Below are 17977 nucleotides of genomic sequence, written 5' to 3'. Positions count from 1 at the left end.
ATACTCCGATTCCGCCTCTTTACAGGCAGCGGGTAAGATGCGACACGGCTTTGGCCCAATGGCCGGGGGCATCGCCACGGGAGGCGTCATGACCAACCTGCCGGATGTCGGCCGCCACCCCGCCGCGCGCGGGCGGACCGTGACCGCGGTGCTCGGTCCGACGAACACGGGCAAGACTCATCTTGCCATCGAGCGGATGCTCGGACACGAATCCGGCGTCATCGGGTTGCCGCTGCGGCTGCTCGCGCGCGAAGTCTACGGCCGCGTCGTGGAGCGGGTCGGCGCCGAGGCGGTCGCGCTCGTTACCGGCGAGGAGAAGATCAAGCCGGCCAATCCGCGCTACTGGATCTCGACGGTCGAGGCGATGCCGCGCGATCTCGATGTCGCCTTCGTCGCGATCGACGAGGTGCAGCTTGCCGCCGATCTCGACCGGGGTCATGTCTTCACCGATCGCATTCTGCGCCGGCGCGGCCGTGAGGAAACGCTGCTGCTCGGCGCCGGCACCATGCGCCCGATCCTGACCCGGCTGATGCCGAACCTCAACGTGGTGACCCGGCCGCGGCTGTCGCATCTGGCCTATTCGGGCCAGCGGAAGATCACCAGATTGCCGCGCCGCTCCGCCGTCGTCGCCTTCTCGGCCGAGGAGGTCTACGCCATTGCCGAGCTGATCCGGCGTCAGCGCGGCGGCGCGGCGGTGGTGCTCGGGGCGCTGAGCCCGCGCACACGCAACGCCCAGGTCGGCCTCTACCAGTCCGGCGAGGTGGATTTCCTGGTGGCCACCGACGCGATCGGCATGGGGCTCAATCTCGACGTCGATCATGTCGCCTTTGCCGCCAGGCGCAAGTTCGACGGATTCCACTACCGCGATCTCACCCCCGCGGAGATGGGCCAGATCGCCGGCCGCGCCGGGCGGCACCTGCGCGACGGCACGTTCGGCGTGACCGGCCGCGTCGACCCGCTCGCCGACGATCTGGTGGGCCGGCTGGAGAGCCACGATTTCGAGCCGGTCCATCTGCTGCAGTGGCGCAATGCCGACCTCGACTTCTCCTCGCTGACGGCCCTGCGCGCCAGCCTGGCGGCGGCTCCGCGCGAGGATGGGCTGACCCGGGCACCCGCCGGCGATGACATCCATGCCCTGGAGGCTGCGGCCTGCGATCCTGAGATCGCCGACATCGCCCGCGGCCATCATGCGGTGGAGCGGCTCTGGGATGTCTGCCAGGTGCCCGACTACCGCAAGATCGCGCCCGCCAACCATGTCGAGCTGGTGGCGACCCTTTATACGCAGCTGATGCGCCATGGACGGCTGTCGGAGGACTGGTTCGCCCGGCAGGTCGCCGAATGCGACCGCAGCGACGGCGACATCGACACCCTGTCCAACCGAATCGCCCACATCCGCACCTGGACCTTCGTCGCCAACCGACCGGACTGGCTGGCCGATCCTGCCGGTTGGCAGGAGCGCACCCACGCCGTAGAGGACCGTCTGTCGGACGCCCTGCACGAGCGCCTGACGCACCGTTTCGTGGATCGCCGAACCAGCGTGCTGGCCCGCAGCCTGAGGGAGAACGCCACAATGGAAGCCGATATCGATACCGGCGGCGACGTGACCGTCGAAGGCCATCATGTCGGCCGTCTGGACGGTCTGCGCTTCACACCCGATCCGGAAGCCGACGGCAACCATCTCAAGGCGATCTCGGCAGCGGCGCGGCGCTCGCTGGCCGGCGAACTCCAGGCGCGCGCCGAGCGGCTGGCCAGGGATGCCGACGAGGTGATCTCGCTGACCCTGGACGGCACCTTCATGTGGCGCGGCGCGCCGGTCGGCCGGCTCGAGAAGGGTGATGTCCTGCTCGCTCCGCGTATCGCCCTGCTCGCCGACGAGCAGCTCGCCGGCGCGCCGCGCGACAATGCCGCGGACCGGCTTGGACGCTGGATGGCCGACAGGATCGCCCAGCGTCTGGGGCCGCTGAAGGCGCTCCTCGAGGACGACAGCCTCGCCGGCATGGCGCGCGGCATTGCCTTCCAGCTCGGCGAGGCGCTCGGAATCCTCGAACGTTCGAGGATCAGCGACGAGGTGCGGGCGCTGTCCCAGGACGACCGTGCGGCCTTGCGCCGCCACGGCGTGCGCTTCGGCGCCCATCACATCTACCTGCCGGCCCTGCTGAAGCCCGGACCGCGCGTCCTGGCCGCCCAGCTCTGGGCGCTGCATCATGGCGGACTGCACCAGCCCGGCCTCGATCACGTCGCGGCGTTGGTCCAGAGCGGACGCATGTCAGTGGCGATCGAGCCGGGCACGGCGCGCGGGCTGTATCGCGCCTTCGGGTTCCGCCCCTGCGGCGGCCGCGCCATCCGCATCGACATCCTCGAGCGGATCGCCGACCAGATCCGCGCCGCGCTCGCCTGGAAGCCCGGCAGCGCCTCCCGGCCGCCCGGTGCGGTCGACGGGCGCGTGTTCACCGTCACCGAGCAGATGACGTCGCTTGCCGGCTGTGCCGGCGAGGATTTCGCCGAAATCCTGAAGGCGCTCGGCTACCGCAGCGAGACACGGCCAGCGCCGGCGGTGCCCACCGCCTTGGCGCGGGTCACATCTGCCGAACGCCCCGCTGCCGGATCCTCCGCAACCACCGCCGAAGCCGCCGTCGAGGCCCGTGGCGGGGATGAGGGCGGCAACGATGCCGACGACACCGATCCCGGTTCGCCCGAAGCATATGCGCCCGCGACCGGGGAGCTGTCGGAAGATGCGGCGGTCGAGGCGCCGGCGCAGGCCGCCGATGCGGACCAGCCCATGCCGCACGCCATGTCCGGCGCCGACAGATCCGAGCCGGTGCCGGTCCGGCCTGCGGTCGGCGAACCGGACGCAGCCGCAGTCGATGCACCGGGGGAAGCGCCGACGGACACAGCGGTCGACACACCGACCGGAGTGACCGCCGGGCCGGCGGTGGCGACCGAGATCATCGTCTGGCGGCCCGGTCGTCGTCCCGATGCCGCGCAGCGGCCGTGCGGGCGGCGGGACGGTCGGCCGACCGGTCCCCGCACCGGGATCGCAGCCGAGGATGGGACCGACGGCGGCGGGCTGCGCCGCCTGCGCGGACCGGACCGCCACCAGGCCGACCAGCGCGGCAGCAAGGGGCGACCCGGCAAGGGCCGGCCGCCGCGCAAGGGTGGCGAGCGCAACGATGACCGGCGGGTGGCCGCCCCACCTCCGGCCCGGTCAGGCGGGCGGCGCGAGTCTCGCGAGCCCGACCCGCTGTCGCCGTTCGCCGCGCTCAAGGGGCTTCGCGACGCCCTCGCGGAACGGGACAGGCGCGACGCTTGATCGACTGCCAGCGCATCGACCGGTGGCTGTGGCATGCAAGGCTGGTGAAGACCCGCAGCCAGGCTGCCGCCCTGGTTGCCGCAGGCCACGTGCGGCTCAACCGGATCCGCATCGTCAAGCCGAGCCATCCGGTCCGGCTGGGCGATATCGTCACCGCCAGCCTTTCCGGCGGTATTCGGGTTCTGAGGGTTGAGGCCTTCGCCGACCGGCGGGGGCCAGCGACGGCCGCGCAGGCGCTGTTCGCCGAGTTGACCTTGCCGGCGCCGACCGAGCCGGCCGCCGGCCCGCCGGCGGCACGCGAGCCCGGTGCCGGTCGGCCAACCAAGCGTGAGCGGCGACATCTGGTCGCGTGGAAACGCAGTCTCCCGGCTCCAGATGATTGAGAAATCTAATCCCGTCCGCCCGCTTGAACCGTTCCGGCAAAAGCGATAGGCACCACGTCCGGTTGGCTGCCCGCCCCTGGAGAATGGCATGACCTACGTCGTCACCGACAACTGCATCCGCTGCAAATACATGGATTGCGTGGAAGTCTGCCCGGTGGACTGCTTCTACGAGGGCGCCAACATGCTGGTCATTCACCCCGACGAATGCATCGATTGCGGGGTCTGCGAGCCCGAATGCCCGGCCGAGGCGATCAAGCCGGATACCGAGCCAGGTCTCGAGCGCTGGATCGCCCTCAATGCCGAGTATGCGGCAAAATGGCCTAACATCACCGTGAAGCGCGAGCCGCCGGCCGACGCCAAGGAATGGGACGGGGTCCCCGGCAAGCTGGAGACGCAGTTTTCTCCCGAGCCTGGCCAGGGCGACTGAGCGCCCGAACCGCCTTCATCTCGGCGCGAGGGGGGGGCGCCGACGCAACGTCGCGGCGCGGCAATGCCGAGAGCAGCGGACGGCCCGCCGCCGGCAGCGTGCGGGCCTATTGCGCTGCAACACTTGGATTTCCCCGAATACTGTGATATATGTAAGAGATCGCTGGTGAAATCCCTCACCTGATCCGCCCGTCGAACGGGCGATATTTTTGGGCGTCGGGACGTTGTTCCGACGATCGCCGGTTGTGTTGCCGGCTCGCCCCCGAGGGAATTCCGGCTCGTGACATAACGTGGCGGACCGAGCAGGACTGCCAGCGTCGTGTTTGGCCCATGCGTCGCATCCGCGACGTTCAGGAGTTCAGATAGAAGAATGACCACCCGCAACAACAAGAAGTCGGCATCGCGTCACGGATTCCGGACCGCAGAGTACATCGTCTATCCCGCGCACGGTGTCGGGCAGATTACGGCGATCGAGGAACAGGAGGTGGCAGGCACCAAGCTCGAACTGTTCGTGATCAACTTCGAGAAGGACAAGATGACGCTGAGGGTTCCCGTCGGCAAGGTCGCCAGCGTCGGCATGCGCAAGCTCTCGGAGGAAGCGGTCGTCGCGCGGGCGCTCGAGGTGCTGAAGGGTCGTGCCCGGGTGAAGCGGACGATGTGGAGCCGCCGCGCCCAGGAGTACGAGGCAAAGATCAACTCCGGCGATCTGATCGCCATCGGCGAGGTTGTGCGCGACCTGCACCGCTCCGATGCACAGCCGGAGCAGTCCTACAGTGAGCGCCAGCTCTACGAGGCCGCGCTCGACCGGATGGCGCGCGAGGTCGCTGCCGTGAAGCGGCTGACCGAGACCGAGGCGATTCGCGAGATCGAGGCCATGCTGGCCAAGGGGCCGCGCCGCGGCGCAGCCGTCGAGGCCGACGTCGAGGCGGACGACGAGGAACGCGACGAAGCAGCGTGACATAACGCGACTGTTACAGGCGCATGCCAGCAATGCGGGCCGCCCGGCTTCAAGCCGGGCGGCTTTTCTGGTTTGATGCAATGAACCGTGCCGGTGCCTCGCACGTAATCTCTACGGAGACACAACTCGCCATCCGGTGGATGTGACGCCATGCAGAGCACCATGAGTCCTCGTCGCCGCTTCGTCCGGGCGGCCATGAACGCGCCCTACCTGGACAAGGACGAGGAGCAGTTGCTCGCCCAGCGCTGGCGCAACGACCGCGACGAGGCGGCCCTGCACCGGCTGACCCACGCACACATGCGCCTTGTGATCGCCATCGCCGCGCGATTCCGGCATTTCGGCCTCGCCATGTCCGACCTGATCCAGGAGGGCCATGTCGGACTGCTGGAGGCGGCGGCCCGGTTCGAGCCGGACCGTGACGTCCGCTTCTCGACCTATGCGACCTGGTGGATCCGCGCCTCGATCCAGGATTACATCCTGCGCAACTGGTCGATCGTACGCGGCGGAACCAGCTCGACGCAGAAGGCCTTGTTCTTCAACCTGCGTCGCCTGCGCGCAAAGCTCGGCCAGGGGCCGTCACCGCTGTCGGAACAGGAACTGCATCGACGCATCGCCGAGGCGATCGGCGTCTCGGAAAGCGACGTGGCGATGATGGATGCCCGCCTGTCGGCGCCCGACACCAGCCTGAATGCGCCGGCCATCGAGTCCGAGGGCAGCGCCGAGCGTCAGGATTTCCTCGTCTCCGACGCACCCCTGCAGGACGAGACGGTCGGCGAGGCGATCGATGGCGAGAAGCGTAGGCGGCGGCTGCGGGCGGCGCTGGAAGTCCTCACCGAGCGCGAGCTGCGGATCGTGCGCGAGCGGCGGCTGCGCGAGGAAGGCGCGACGCTGGAGGCTCTCGGCCTGGCGCTCGGCATCTCGAAGGAACGCGTCCGCCAGATCGAGAGCCGGGCCCTGGAGAAGCTGCGCGCCGCGCTGATCGATCAGGAACCGGACGCCGGCGCGCTGATCTGACGACGTGGTGAGCCGCGACGCCGCGAGGACGGCGCTCTAGGGACACTGCCGCGCCTGCGCGTGCGCGGTGGCCAGTGTCACTGCACGACGATCTTGACGAGCTGGCCGGGACTGAGACGATCTCCCGGGGACAGTCCGTTGAGCGCCCGGAATCGTTCGATGCGATGATCGTCGAACGCCATGCGGTTCGCCATCGTCTCGACCGTGTCGCCGGGCGCGACCTGGACCACCGAAATGCGCTGCTGGCGGATGCGGCGCGCCACCTCCTCCGGCACGATCCGGAAACTCTGCGCTGAGGTCAGCAGCTCACGCTCGCGCTCCGCGTTGAGGTCGCGCGTGGCCAGGATGAACCGGTAGACCCTCGCCCCCTGCCCGCGGATCGCCGCGACCTTGAAGCTCCACCCCTCGCTCGTCACCGTCGCTGTCGCCGCCGGCAGTCCGCCGATCGTCATCGGTTCGATCTGCGTGACCTGACCGCCGCGCACGGCGTCGGTGGCCAGATACTCGGTCAGGCTGACGCTCGCCGGCACGCTGACGGCGTCGAACCGGATGATGTCGCCGGCCTGCGAGAAGCCCACAACGGCCCGTGAGGTATTTTCGAGCCCATAGCCTTCGGGGGCGGTGAACGTGATGCCGAGCTGCGGATGCACGAAGGTGCGGCCCTGCACGAAGCCCTCGCGCGGATCGTCGCCGAACGGCAGCCCGTCGATCACGCGGAGATAGGCAGCCCTGTCGCGGCGGAATTCCGTCGTGCGGGCCACCTGCTGAGCCTCGCGCTCGGCGGCGAGAATCCGCTGCGGCGTCGCCGGATGGCTTGCGAACAGGTCAACCCGGCCGGGATCGTAGGCCTGGTTGAGCACACGCGAATGCAGCTCCGTTTGCCGCTCCAGCGCGCGCAGGAAGTTGACCGAGCCTTCTGGATCGTAACCGGCCTTGGCGGCGGTCCTGATGCCGATCACGTCGGCGTCAAGCTCCTGCTGGCGGGAGAACTGCGCCAGCCGCCCCTTGGTCAATGCGAGGGCGGCCTGACCGGTCTCGGGGTCGCGGATCGCGTCGGTGACGACCTGGCTCATCACCGCGACGGAACTCGCCTGCTGCTCGCGCTGGATCGCATGCCGCTGCGTGATGTGGGCCATTTCGTGCGCCAGCACGTTGGCGATCTCCGAGGTGTCGTTGGCCAGCGCCAGCAGGCCGCGCGTCACATAGACGTAGCCGCCGGGCAGCGAAAAGGCGTTGATGGACGGCGAATTCAGCACCGTCACCGTGTAGCTGAGGTCCGGCCGCTCGGAAACCCTCGCCAGATCGGCGACCATCGTGTCGAGGAAGCGCTGCAGATCCGGGTCCACATAGGTGCCGCCGAAGGCGGCCACGATCTTCGGATGCTCGCGCTGGCCAAGCGCGATCTCCCGGGCATCGAAGCCGGATGAAGCCACGGACGGCCGGGTCGGCGGCGTGATGGTCGGCAGGACGGTCGACTCGGCATCGGTCAGGCTGCCGCCCGAACACGCTGACAGCGCTAGGGCGAGCGTCGCCGCCGCCAGACCGCGCCAGCTCCGCTTCAGACAGGCTGTATGATCACCGCGTTCCGACAATGTCCAGCTGCCCCGGATGCGTGATCCGGATGGCCGGTCCCCTGTCGTCCCGGATCCATCCGCGTACGCGCACCCATCGTCCTTCAAGATCGCCGACGACCAACCCGGCGGCCTGCAGCCGCGGCAGGTCATCCGCCTCGATCAGAACGGTGAAATCCTCCACCCAGTTCACGCCGAAATTGAGATATGTCCTCCGTCGGCGTTCCCCTACCGACACGATGCGACCTTCCACAATGGCGAAGTGACCGGTGCGCGCCGCAAGCGCGCCCGGGTCTCCCGCCTGCCATATAGTGCCGATCTCGGTCGACCAAAGTCCCCTGCGTTCTGATCGCGCCGCCGCTTCGCGCCGCAACAGATCGCCGATGCACGTCGGATCATCCAGCAACGCCGAGACCTGCGCAAGTCCCGACTCGACCAGCCGACCCTGCAGCCAACCGCCGCCCCGGCCCGGTGTCTCGACATTGGCCGGGATCCGTCCATGCCGATCCGGGCGTGCGGCGAGCGTCCGGATTGCAAGCCGACCGCCAACCTGCGCGACAGCCTCCGCCACGCTCCGTTGCGCCGCAGCGGCGATCCGCGCAGCAGACTCCCCGGCAGCGGCCGGTTCGATCAGCAGTTGCGCAAGCCGGATCCGGCGGCCGTCCGCGAGGCGAAGCTCGGTGGCCGATATGACCTCGGCCACCTGCACCGTCTCGACCGGGCCGGTCGGACAGGCCACCGCACCACCCTCGAGGGCGATGATCATCACCGCCACTGCAGCTGCCGGCAGCCTCGACATTCCCCACAGCCCCGGGAACCGCCACCACGCCACCGCCAGACCTTCCCTGCGACACCTGTGTCACCGGTGCCCTGCCGGCCGCCCGATTGTCCGGCGGGAGGTGGCCGACATCAAGGCTCCTTCACGCCGCACCGGGCCGGGACTTGCGGGCAGCAACCGCGCATCTGCCTGACGTCCGATCCATGATCCGGAACGTCACGCCGGACTGCGCAGGTCCGGCAAGCGCCCGCCGATATGAGGGCTTCTCTGTCGGCGCCCGTCAGGGCGTGCCCGTGCTTGGCTTGGCCGTGCTTGGCCGTGCTTGATTGTCCGGTGCCTGACGGGTTAGACGATGACGGCAGCGGCCCGGTAGCTCAGCAGGATAGAGCACCGGTTTCCTAAACCGGGTGTCGGGGGTTCGAGTCCCTCCCGGGCCGCCAGTCTTCCCCGGTACGACCCGGGGACATGGGTAACAGTTTGTACCTGAGACATGGGTGACACCCTCGTGCCGAACGGGGTGTCGCCGGATCGTCGCGGTGACCGTCAGGACGGCGCCGGCTCAGATGTGGATCGCGCGCCGGGAGACGCCGAGTGCTGCTTCGCGGATCGCCTCGGACAGCGTCGGATGGGCGTGACAGGTACGCGCCAGATCCTCGGAGGAGCCACCGAACTCGATCAGCACCGCCAGCTCGGCGATCAGTTCGCCCGCCACCGGCCCGATGATGTGGGCGCCGAGCACCCGGTCCGTCGTCTTGTCGGCGAGGATCTTCACGAAGCCGTCGGTCTGGTTCATGGCCCGCGCCCGCCCATTCGCGGTGAACGGGAACTTGCCGACCGAGTAGGCGATGCCGGCCGTCCTGAGCTCCTCCTCGGTCCGGCCGACCGACGCGACCTCGGGCGAGGTGTAGACGACCGAGGGGATCGCGTCGTAGGTCACGTGGCCCGCCTGGCCGGCGATGATCTCGGCAACGGCGATACCCTCGTCCTCGGCCTTGTGGGCCAGCATCGGCCCGGCGATGACGTCGCCGATGGCATAGATGCCTTCGACATTGGTGCGGTAGTGCGCATCCGTCCTGACGCGGCCGCGCTCGTCCAGCTGGATGCCGGCCTCCTCCAGCCCGAGGCCGTGCGTGTAGGGCACACGGCCGATGGCGACCAGCACGACATCAGCCTCCAGCGTATCGGCCGCGCCGCCCTGGGCCGGTTCCACGGACACCTTCAGCAGCTTGCCGCTGCTGTCAACGGCAGTGACCTTGGCCCCGAGCCGGAAGGTGAAGCCCTGCTTCTGCAGGATCCGCTGGAACTGCTTGGCGACCTCACCGTCCATGCCCGGCAGGATACGGTCCAGATACTCGACGACCGTCACCTCGGAGCCGAGCCGCGACCATACCGAACCCATCTCGAGGCCGATCACACCGGCCCCCACCACGATCAGCTTGCCGGGCACCCTGGCAAGCGACAGCGCGCCGGTTGAGGTGACGATGCGCTTCTCGTCGATCTCGATGCCCTTGAGACGGGCAGACTGGGAGCCGGTGGCGATCACGATCGCCTTGGTCTCGAGCGTCTGCTTGTCACCCTTATCGGGCGTCACCTCGACCTTGCCGGCCGAGACGATGCGCCCGATGCCGCGGATGCCGTCGATCCTGTTCTTCTTGAACAGGAAGGCGACGCCGTTGACGTTGGCCTCGACCGTCGCGTCCTTGTGGGCCATCATCGCCTTCAGGTCGAGCTTCGGCATGCCGACCTTCACGCCGAGCGCCTCCAGCGCGTGGCCCGCCTCGTGGAACTTTTCGGAGGCATGGAGCAGCGCCTTGGAGGGAATGCAGCCGATGTTGAGGCAGGTGCCGCCATAGGTCGGCATCTTCTCCACCACCGCGACCTTCATGCCGAGCTGTGCCGCACGGATCGCGCAGACATAGCCGCCCGGGCCGGAACCGATGACGACGAGATCATAGGTGGACATTGGGAGAGCCTCTCGATTGTGAACGCCGCGGCCGGCGGCGCGACCGTTGCCCGGGCGCCGGCTACCTGTCCGACCCCCGTCCTTCCGACCCCCGTCCTACAGATCCAGCACCAGCCGCTGCGGATCCTCGATGACCTCCTTGACGCGGACAAGGAAGGTCACCGCTTCCTTGCCGTCGACGATGCGGTGGTCGTAGCTCAGCGCCAGATACATCATCGGGCGGGCGACGATCTGCCCCTGGCGCACCACCGGGCGCTCCTCGATCCGGTGCATGCCGAGAATGCCGGACTGCGGCGCATTGAGGATCGGCGTCGACATGAGCGAGCCGTAGACGCCGCCGTTCGAGATCGTGAAGGTTCCGCCCTGCATATCCTCGATGGCGAGCTTGCCGTCGCGGGCACGGCGGCCGAACTCGTTGATGGTCTTCTCGATCTCGGCGATGCTCATCCGGTCCGCATCGCGCACCACCGGCACAACCAGCCCCTTGTCGGTCCCGACGGCGACACCGATGTTGTAGTAGTTCTTGTAGACCAGATCGGTGCCGTCGATCTCGGCGTTGACGGCGGGAATCTCCTTCAGCGCCTGGATGACGGCCTTGACGAAGAAGCCCATGAAGCCGAGCCGAACACCGTGCTTCTTCTCGAACAGGTCCTTGTAGTCGCGCCTGAGATCCATCACCGCGCCCATGTCGACGTCGTTGAACGTCGTCAGGATGGCGGCGGTGTTCTGCGCGTCCTTGAGCCGCTGGGCGATGGTCTGGCGCAGCTTGGTCATCCTGACCCGCTCCTCGCGCGCGGTGTCGGCGGGAGCTGACGGCGCACGGGCAGCCGCAGGGACGGAGGGCGCGACGGGGGCCGAAACGCCCACCTCGAGCGCCTTCAGCACGTCCTCCTTGAGTATCTGGCCACGCTTGCCCGACCCCTCGACCTGATCGGTGGAGATGCCCTTCTCCTCCATCATCTTGCGGGCCGACGGAGCGGGAGGCATATCCACCTTCCCGGCGGCGGGTGCAGCGGCCGGCTTCCCGGCCGCCCCGGCATCGGACGTCCGGGCCGGAGCCGGCTTGTCCTCGGCCCCGGCCGCGGGCCTAGGCCCTTCGCCAGCCTCGGTCAGATGCGCGAGAAGCGCGCCGACCTCGACCGTCTGCCCCTCCTCGACCAGGATCTCCGAGAGGGTTCCGGCCGCGGGCGCCGGCACCTCGACAGTCACCTTGTCCGTTTCCAGTTCGACCAGCGGCTCGTCGACACTCACCGTGTCGCCCGGCTTCTTGAACCATTGCCCGACGGTCGCCTCGGTCACCGATTCGCCGAGGGTCGGTACGCGGATTTCCGTCGCCATGCTTTAGGGTCCCGTTGCTCTGGTCGTGGTCGTGGCGGTGTCAGGCGGCGAAGGCTTCCTCGAGGAAGGCCTCGAGCTGGGCGAGGTGCTTGGACATCAGGCCGGTCGCGGTCGCCGCGGAGGCCGGGCGGCCGACATAGCGTGGTCTGCGGTGGTCGGCCTCGATCTGGTTCAACGACCACTCGATGATCGGCTCGATGAAGCTCCAGGCCCCCATGTTGCGGGGCTCCTCCTGGCACCATACCATCTCTGCCTGCCGGAAGCGGCCGAGCTCGGTGACCAGCGCCTTCACCGGAGCCGGATAGAGCTGCTCGACACGCAGCAGATAGATGTCGTTGATGCCACGCTTCTCGCGCTCCTCGTAAAGGTCGTAATAGACCTTGCCGGAGCACAGGATGACCCGGCGTATCTTGTCGTCGGGGACGAGCTTGATCGGCTCGCCCTTCAGCACTTCGGCGTCGTCCCACAACAACCTGTGGAAGCACGACTGGGGGCCGAACTCGGCGAGCGTCGAGGTAACCCTTTTGTGCCGCAACAGCGATTTCGGCGTCATCAGGATCAGCGGCTTGCGGAAGTCCCGCTTCAGCTGCCGGCGCAGGATGTGGAAGTAGTTGGCCGGCGTCGTGCAGTTGGCGACCTGCATGTTGTCCTCGGCGCACAGCTGCAGGAAGCGCTCGAGCCGCGCCGAGGAATGCTCCGGCCCCTGGCCCTCGTAGCCATGCGGCAGCATCATGACGAGCCCTGACATTCTCAGCCACTTGCGCTCGCCCGAGGAGATGAACTGGTCGACCACCACCTGCGCGCCATTGGCGAAATCGCCGAACTGGGCCTCCCAGATGACCAGCGCCGTCGGTTCGGCCAGCGAGTACCCGTACTCGAAGCCGAGCACCGCCTCCTCCGAGAGCATCGAGTTGATGACCTCGTAGCGCGCCTGGTCGGGCGAAAGGTTGTTGAGCGGGATGTAGCGCTCTTCGGTCTCCTGGTCGTAGAGCACCGAATGGCGCTGCGAGAACGTGCCGCGCTCGCAGTCCTGTCCGGACAGCCGCACGACGTGCCCCTCGACACACAGCGTCCCGAAGGCGAGCGCCTCTGCGGTCGCCCAGTCGATGCCCTCGCCGCTCTCCATCATCTTGCGGCGGTTGTCGAGAAAGCGGCGGATCGTCCGATGGACCCGGAACCCCTCCGGAACCTCGCACATCTTCAGGCCCAGCTCGCGCAGCCTGTCGAGGGCGACGCCGGTATCGCCGCGGCGCGGCCCCTCGTCCTGGGCGACCTTCAGGCCCGACCAGCGGCCGTCGAGCCAGTCGGCCTTGTTGGGCTTGTAGCTCTGCCCGGCCTCGTATTCGGCGTCGAGCTTGGCTCGCCAGTCGGCCTTCAGCCGCTCGACCTCCTCGGCGGTGACGAGGCCCTCGGCGATCAGCTTGTCGGCATAGATCTGCAGCGTCGTGGGATGCTCGCGGATCTTGCGGTACATGATCGGCTGGGTGAAGGCCGGCTCGTCACCCTCGTTGTGGCCGAAGCGGCGATAGCAGAACATGTCCACCACCACCGGCTTGTGGAAACGCTGGCGGAACTCGATGGCGACCTTGGCAGCGAACACCACGGCCTCGGGATCATCGCCGTTCACGTGCAGGATCGGTGCCTCGATCATCTTGGCGACGTCCGAGGGATAGGGCGAGGAGCGCGAGAAACGCGGATTGGTGGTGAAGCCGATCTGGTTGTTGATGATGAAATGCAGCGAGCCGCCGGTGCGATGGCCCTTCAGGCCCGACAGGCCGAAGCACTCCGCCACCACCCCCTGTCCGGCGAAGGCGGCATCTCCGTGGATGAGCAGCGGCAGCACGGTCGAGCGCTCGAAATCGCCGGCCTGATCCTGCTTGGCGCGAGCCTTGCCGAGCACCACCGGATCGACGATTTCCAGATGCGACGGATTCGCGGTCAGCGACAGGTGCACGCGATTGTTGTCGAACTCGCGGTCCGACGAGGCGCCGAGATGGTACTTCACGTCTCCCGACCCCTCGACGTCGTCCGGCGAGGCCGAGCCGCCCTTGAACTCGTGGAAGATCGCGCGGTGCGGCTTGCCCATCACCTGGGCGAGCACATTCAGCCGGCCGCGATGCGCCATGCCGATGACGATTTCGGTGAGCCCCAGATGGCCGCCGCGCTTGATGACCTGCTCGAGCGCCGGCACGATCGACTCGCCGCCATCGAGGCCGAATCGCTTGGTGCCGGTATACTTCACATCGAGGAACTTCTCGAAGCCCTCGGCCTCGACGAGCTTGTTCAGGATCGCCTTCTTGCCCTCGGGCGTGAAGGTCACCTCCTTGTCGGGTCCTTCGATTCGCTCCTGGATCCACGCCTTCTCGGCGGGATCGGAAATGTGCATGAACTCGACGCCGATCGTATTGCAGTACGTGCGCCGAAGGATCGCCAGCATCTCGCGAATGGTGGCGAATTCGAGACCCAGAACATGGTCGATGAAGATCTTGCGGTCGTAGTCGACCTCGGTGAATCCGTAGGATTCCGGGTCGAGCTCCGGATGGCTGCCGCGCGGCGTCAGCCCCAGCGGATCTAGGTTGGCAGCCAGATGGCCGCGCATCCGGTAGGCGCGGATCATCATCAGCGCGCGCACAGAATCGCGCGTGCCGCGCATCAGCGCCTCGCTGCTGAGCTCGACGCCCTTGGCCTGAGCCTTCGCCTGGATCTTCGCGCCGAAATCCTTCTCAAGCGGCATCCAGTTCGCATCGAACGCGCTGACCAGTTCGCCGTTCATCGGGATCGGCCAGTCCGGCCGCTTCCAGGAGGCGCCGCGTGCCTCCTTCATCACCGTGTCGCGGTCATCCTTGAGCGCCTCGAAGAAGGTGCGCCAGCCGGCATCCACCTGATCGGGGTTCTGCTGGTAGCGGGCGTATTGATCCTCAATCCATCCCGCATTCGTCCCGTACAGGAACGACGTCAGTGCGAAGGCTTCGTTAGCCTCGTGCTTGGCCATGACCGCAATTCGGGCCCGAAAGGGCCTCTCCTCCTCGCATCCGGCCGCACCGCGCGGCCGGATTCAACGCTGCCCTGCCATATAAGCCCGGGCCTTCCTTCAATAAAGTTAGCCCTTCAGCACATCGGCGAGAGTCTTGCCGAGACGGGCCGGCGACTCCGAGACATGGATGCCGGCGGCCTTCATCGCCTCGATCTTGTCCTCCGCACCGCCCTTGCCGCCCGAAATCACCGCGCCGGCGTGGCCCATGGTCCGGCCGGGCGGTGCGGTGCGCCCGGCAATGAAGCCGACCATCGGCTTGGCGCGCCCCTTCTTCGCCTCGTCGCGGATGAACCGGGCGGCGTCCTCCTCGGCCGAGCCGCCGATCTCCCCGATCATGATGATCGACTGGGTCGCCGCATCGGCCAGGAACATCTCCAGGACATCGATGAACTCGGTGCCCTTTACCGGGTCGCCGCCGATGCCGACGGCCGTGGTCTGGCCGAGGCCGGCCATCGTCGTCTGGTAGACCGCCTCGTAGGTGAGTGTGCCGGACCGCGACACGACACCAACCGAGCCCTTGCGGAAGATCGAACCCGGCATGATGCCGATCTTGCATTCGTCGGCGGTCATCACGCCAGGACAGTTCGGTCCGATCAGACGCGACTTCGATTTGACGAGCTTGGCCTTCGCCCGGACCATGTCCATCACCGGTATCCCCTCGGTGATACAGACGATCAGCGGAATCTCCGCGTCGATCGCCTCCTCGATGGCCGCAGCCGCCCCGGCCGGCGGCACGTAGATCACCGTGGCGTTCGCCCCGGTCCGCTCCTTCGCCTCGGCAACGGTCGAATAGATCGGCAGCTGCCGCTCGCTGCCGTTGACGTGACCGGTCCACATCTCGCCGCCCTTCGCGGGATGGACGCCGGCCACCATCTGGGTGCCGTGATAGGCGAGTGCCTGCTCGGTATGGAAGGTGCCCGTCTTGCCGGTGAGACCCTGCACGATGACCTTGGTGTTGCGATCGACCAGGATCGACATCAGCGAGCCCCCTTCACGGCATTGACGATCTTCTGAGCGGCATCGTCGAGATCGTTGGCCGCCACCACGTCGAGGCCGCTTTCGTTGAGGATTCGCTTGCCCTCCTCGACCTTGGTACCCTCGAGCCGCACCACCAGCGGCACCTTCAGACCGACCTCCTTCACGGCGGCGACGACGCCTTCGGCGATCGTGTCGCAGCGCATGATGCCGCCGAAGATGTTGACCAGAATGCCCTTCACGTTCGGATCGGCGGTGATGATCTTGAATGCCGCCGTCACCTTCTCCTTCGACGCGCCGCCGCCGACGTCGAGGAAATTCGCGGGCTCCGCGCCATAGAGCTTGATGATGTCCATGGTCGCCATGGCAAGACCCGCGCCGTTGACCATGCAGCCGATGTTGCCGTCGAGCGCCACATAGGCGAGGTCGTACTTCGACGCCTCGATCTCCTTCTCGTCCTCTTCCGTCTTGTCGCGCAGCGCGACGATGTCGGGATGACGGAACAGCGCATTGTTGTCGAACGAGACCTTGGCATCGAGGACGCGCAGGTGACCGTCCTTCATCACGATCAGCGGATTCACCTCGAGCAGGCTCATGTCCTTCTCGGTGAAGGCCCGGTAGAGGATGTCGGCGAGCTTCGTCATCTCGCCGCGCGCCGGCTCCTCGAGCTTCAGGGCATCGGCGATCTTCGCCGCGTCGGCCGCCGTGACCCCCGTGCACGGGTCGATCGCCAGGGTGACGATCTTCTCCGGCGTGTCGTGCGCGACCTGCTCGATGTCCATGCCGCCCTCGGTGGAGACCACGAAGGCGACGCGGCCGACGGTGCGGTCGACGAGAAGCGACAGATAGAGCTCGCGGGCGATGTCGGCGCCGTCCTCGATGTAGAGGCGGTTGACCTGCTTGCCGGCAGGACCGGTCTGCTTGGTCACCAGCGTCCTGCCGAGCATCTCGCGGGCATTGGCGACGACCTCCTCGACGCTCTTCGCAAGCCGGACGCCACCCTTAGCGTCGGGTCCCAGCTCCTTGAAGCGGCCCTTCCCGCGGCCGCCGGCATGGATCTGCGACTTGACGACCCACAGCGGCCCGCCGAGCTGCCTGGCAGCCTGTTCCGCCTCCTCGGGCGAAAAGATCGCGACCCCGGCGGCGACCGGCGCCCCGTAGGCCTTGAGGATGGCCTTGGCCTGGTATTCGTGGATGTTCATCGGCGCGCCCGGTTCACTTGCTCTTGCCGAGATCCGGCGCGATGGCCTTGCAGGCCTCGACCAGCGCCTTCACCGCCTCGACCGACTTGTCGAAGGCGCTGCGCTCGCTGCGGTTGAGCTCGATCTCGACGACCCGCTCGACCCCCTTGGCACCGATCACCACTGGCACACCGACATAGAGGTCGTTCACCCCGTACTCGCCCTTCAGATAGGCCGCGCAGGGCAGCACGCGCTTCTTGTCCTTGAGGTAGGACTCGGCCATGGCGATCGCCGAGGCTGCCGGCGCGTAATAGGCCGACCCGGTCTTCAGCAGGCCGACGATCTCCGCGCCGCCGTCGCGGGTGCGCTGGATGATCTCGTCGAGCCGCTTCTTCGTGGTCCAGTTCATCTTGACGAGGTCCGGCAGCGGGATGCCGGCAACCGTCGAGTAGCGGGCGAGCGGCACCATGGTGTCGCCGTGACCGCCGAGCACGAAGGCGGTGACGTCCTCGACCGAGACATCGAACTCCTCGGCGAGGAAGTAGCGGAACCGCGCCGAATCGAGCACGCCGGCCATGCCGACGACCATGTGCTTGGGCAGACCCGAAGCCTTCTGCAGCGCCCAGACCATGGCGTCCAGCGGGTTCGTGATGCAGATCACGAAGGCGTCCGACGCATACTTGCGGATGCCGGCGCCGACCTGCTCCATCACCTTGAGGTTGATTCCGAGCAGGTCATCGCGGCTCATGCCGGGCTTGCGCGGCACGCCGGCGGTGACGATCACCACGTCGGCGTCCTTGATGGCCGCGTAGGAGTTGGTTCCCGCGAGCTTCGCATCGAACCCGTCGACCGGGGAGGACTGGGCAATGTCGAGCGCCTTGCCCTGCGGAGTGCCCTCGGCGATGTCGAAGAGGATGATGTCGCCCAGTTCCTTGAGTCCGGCGAGATGGGCGAGCGTGCCGCCGATCTGACCGGCGCCGATCAAAGCGATCTTGTGTCGCGCCATGAGGTTCCGTGGTCCCGATTGAAGGTCGTGAGGGAGCTCT

Annotated in this window: 13 protein-coding genes and 1 tRNA gene; 6 read left to right on the top strand and 8 right to left on the bottom strand. The window is 67.5% G+C overall.

All coding sequences use genetic code 11. The features are described from left to right. Positions 1–88: 88 nt before the first annotated feature. From EDC22_RS15675 to EDC22_RS15655, 5 genes are all read left to right on the top strand, one after another. Positions 89–3310 (top strand): helicase-related protein, encoded by a 3222-nt coding sequence (locus tag EDC22_RS15675; protein ID WP_132807622.1) that lies wholly within the window; start codon positions 89–91, stop codon positions 3308–3310. Further along, a complete protein-coding gene (locus tag EDC22_RS15670) occupies positions 3307–3693 on the top strand; it encodes an RNA-binding S4 domain-containing protein (protein WP_245499796.1) in 387 nt (128 codons plus the stop codon). The genes EDC22_RS15675 and EDC22_RS15670 overlap by 4 nt, the downstream gene beginning before the upstream one ends. Before the next feature lie 88 nt (positions 3694–3781). Then, a complete protein-coding gene (gene fdxA / locus EDC22_RS15665; protein ID WP_132807621.1) occupies positions 3782–4120 on the top strand; it encodes a ferredoxin FdxA in 339 nt (112 codons plus the stop codon). A gap of 369 nt (positions 4121–4489) precedes the next feature. After that, entirely contained in the window at positions 4490–5077 is a 588-nt protein-coding gene (locus EDC22_RS15660; RefSeq protein ID WP_132807620.1) for a CarD family transcriptional regulator, read from the top strand. Between the two features lie 150 nt (positions 5078–5227). Next, complete coding sequence (locus EDC22_RS15655; RefSeq protein ID WP_207903799.1) at positions 5228–6091, top strand: RNA polymerase factor sigma-32; 864 nt, start codon at positions 5228–5230, stop codon at positions 6089–6091. Positions 6092–6168: 77 nt separating this feature from the next. On the opposite strand, the gene EDC22_RS15650 is transcribed toward EDC22_RS15655, so the two are convergent. Both EDC22_RS15650 and EDC22_RS15645 read right to left on the bottom strand, forming a co-directional pair. Then, a complete protein-coding gene (locus EDC22_RS15650) occupies positions 6169–7683 on the bottom strand; it encodes a M48 family metalloprotease (protein WP_165926941.1) in 1515 nt (504 codons plus the stop codon). Further along, positions 7667–8461, bottom strand: a complete 795-nt coding sequence (locus EDC22_RS15645) for a thermonuclease family protein (protein WP_132807618.1) — start codon at positions 8459–8461, stop codon at positions 7667–7669. Before EDC22_RS15645 ends, EDC22_RS15650 begins: the two co-directional genes overlap by 17 nt. Before the next feature lie 342 nt (positions 8462–8803). Here EDC22_RS15645 and EDC22_RS15640 point away from each other — a divergent pair. Then, positions 8804–8880: transfer RNA gene (locus EDC22_RS15640), tRNA-Arg, on the top strand. Between the two features lie 119 nt (positions 8881–8999). Here EDC22_RS15640 and lpdA read toward each other — a convergent pair. The 6 genes from lpdA to mdh form a co-directional block, all read right to left on the bottom strand. Continuing rightward, a complete protein-coding gene (lpdA, locus tag EDC22_RS15635; RefSeq protein WP_132807617.1) occupies positions 9000–10403 on the bottom strand; it encodes a dihydrolipoyl dehydrogenase in 1404 nt (467 codons plus the stop codon). 96 nt (positions 10404–10499) lie between these two features. Continuing rightward, entirely contained in the window at positions 10500–11741 is a 1242-nt protein-coding gene (odhB, locus tag EDC22_RS15630) for a 2-oxoglutarate dehydrogenase complex dihydrolipoyllysine-residue succinyltransferase (RefSeq protein ID WP_132807616.1), read from the bottom strand. 40 nt (positions 11742–11781) lie between these two features. Beyond that, positions 11782–14733, bottom strand: a complete 2952-nt coding sequence (locus EDC22_RS15625; RefSeq protein WP_132807615.1) for a 2-oxoglutarate dehydrogenase E1 component — start codon at positions 14731–14733, stop codon at positions 11782–11784. A gap of 108 nt (positions 14734–14841) precedes the next feature. Then, the gene (sucD, locus tag EDC22_RS15620; RefSeq protein WP_132807614.1) at positions 14842–15753 is read right to left on the bottom strand and encodes a succinate--CoA ligase subunit alpha; all 912 of its coding nucleotides are present in this window, start codon (positions 15751–15753) and stop codon (positions 14842–14844) included. Next, positions 15753–16952, bottom strand: coding sequence for an ADP-forming succinate--CoA ligase subunit beta (gene sucC / locus EDC22_RS15615; RefSeq protein WP_132807613.1), 1200 nt, complete (start codon positions 16950–16952; stop codon positions 15753–15755). Before sucC ends, sucD begins: the two co-directional genes overlap by 1 nt. A 13-nt stretch (positions 16953–16965) precedes the next feature. Then, positions 16966–17937 carry a malate dehydrogenase gene (gene mdh / locus EDC22_RS15610; protein ID WP_132807612.1) on the bottom strand — a complete coding sequence of 324 codons (972 nt, stop codon included), beginning with the start codon at positions 17935–17937 and terminating at the stop codon, positions 16966–16968. Positions 17938–17977: the final 40 nt, after the last annotated feature.

Source organism: Tepidamorphus gemmatus (genome assembly GCF_004346195.1).
Classification (GTDB): domain Bacteria; phylum Pseudomonadota; class Alphaproteobacteria; order Rhizobiales; family Tepidamorphaceae; genus Tepidamorphus; species Tepidamorphus gemmatus.
The sequence above is the reverse complement of the archived record's forward strand: the minus strand, read 5'-3'. Positions and strand labels throughout refer to the sequence as shown.

Excerpts from the sequence above, each read along its gene's own strand:
- fdxA (WP_132807621.1), top strand. The coding sequence starts at position 3,782 with ATGACCTACGTCGTCACCGACAACTGCATCCGCTGCAAATACATGGAT.
- EDC22_RS15645 (WP_132807618.1), bottom strand. The coding sequence starts at position 8,461 with ATGTCGAGGCTGCCGGCAGCTGCAGTGGCGGTGATGATCATCGCCCTC.
- EDC22_RS15625 (WP_132807615.1), bottom strand. The coding sequence starts at position 14,733 with ATGGCCAAGCACGAGGCTAACGAAGCCTTCGCACTGACGTCGTTCCTG.
- lpdA (WP_132807617.1), bottom strand. The coding sequence starts at position 10,403 with ATGTCCACCTATGATCTCGTCGTCATCGGTTCCGGCCCGGGCGGCTAT.
- odhB (WP_132807616.1), bottom strand. The coding sequence starts at position 11,741 with ATGGCGACGGAAATCCGCGTACCGACCCTCGGCGAATCGGTGACCGAG.
- EDC22_RS15655 (WP_207903799.1), top strand. The coding sequence starts at position 5,228 with ATGCAGAGCACCATGAGTCCTCGTCGCCGCTTCGTCCGGGCGGCCATG.
- EDC22_RS15660 (WP_132807620.1), top strand. The coding sequence starts at position 4,490 with ATGACCACCCGCAACAACAAGAAGTCGGCATCGCGTCACGGATTCCGG.
- EDC22_RS15675 (WP_132807622.1), top strand. The coding sequence starts at position 89 with ATGACCAACCTGCCGGATGTCGGCCGCCACCCCGCCGCGCGCGGGCGG.
- sucC (WP_132807613.1), bottom strand. The coding sequence starts at position 16,952 with ATGAACATCCACGAATACCAGGCCAAGGCCATCCTCAAGGCCTACGGG.
- mdh (WP_132807612.1), bottom strand. The coding sequence starts at position 17,937 with ATGGCGCGACACAAGATCGCTTTGATCGGCGCCGGTCAGATCGGCGGC.
- sucD (WP_132807614.1), bottom strand. The coding sequence starts at position 15,753 with ATGTCGATCCTGGTCGATCGCAACACCAAGGTCATCGTGCAGGGTCTC.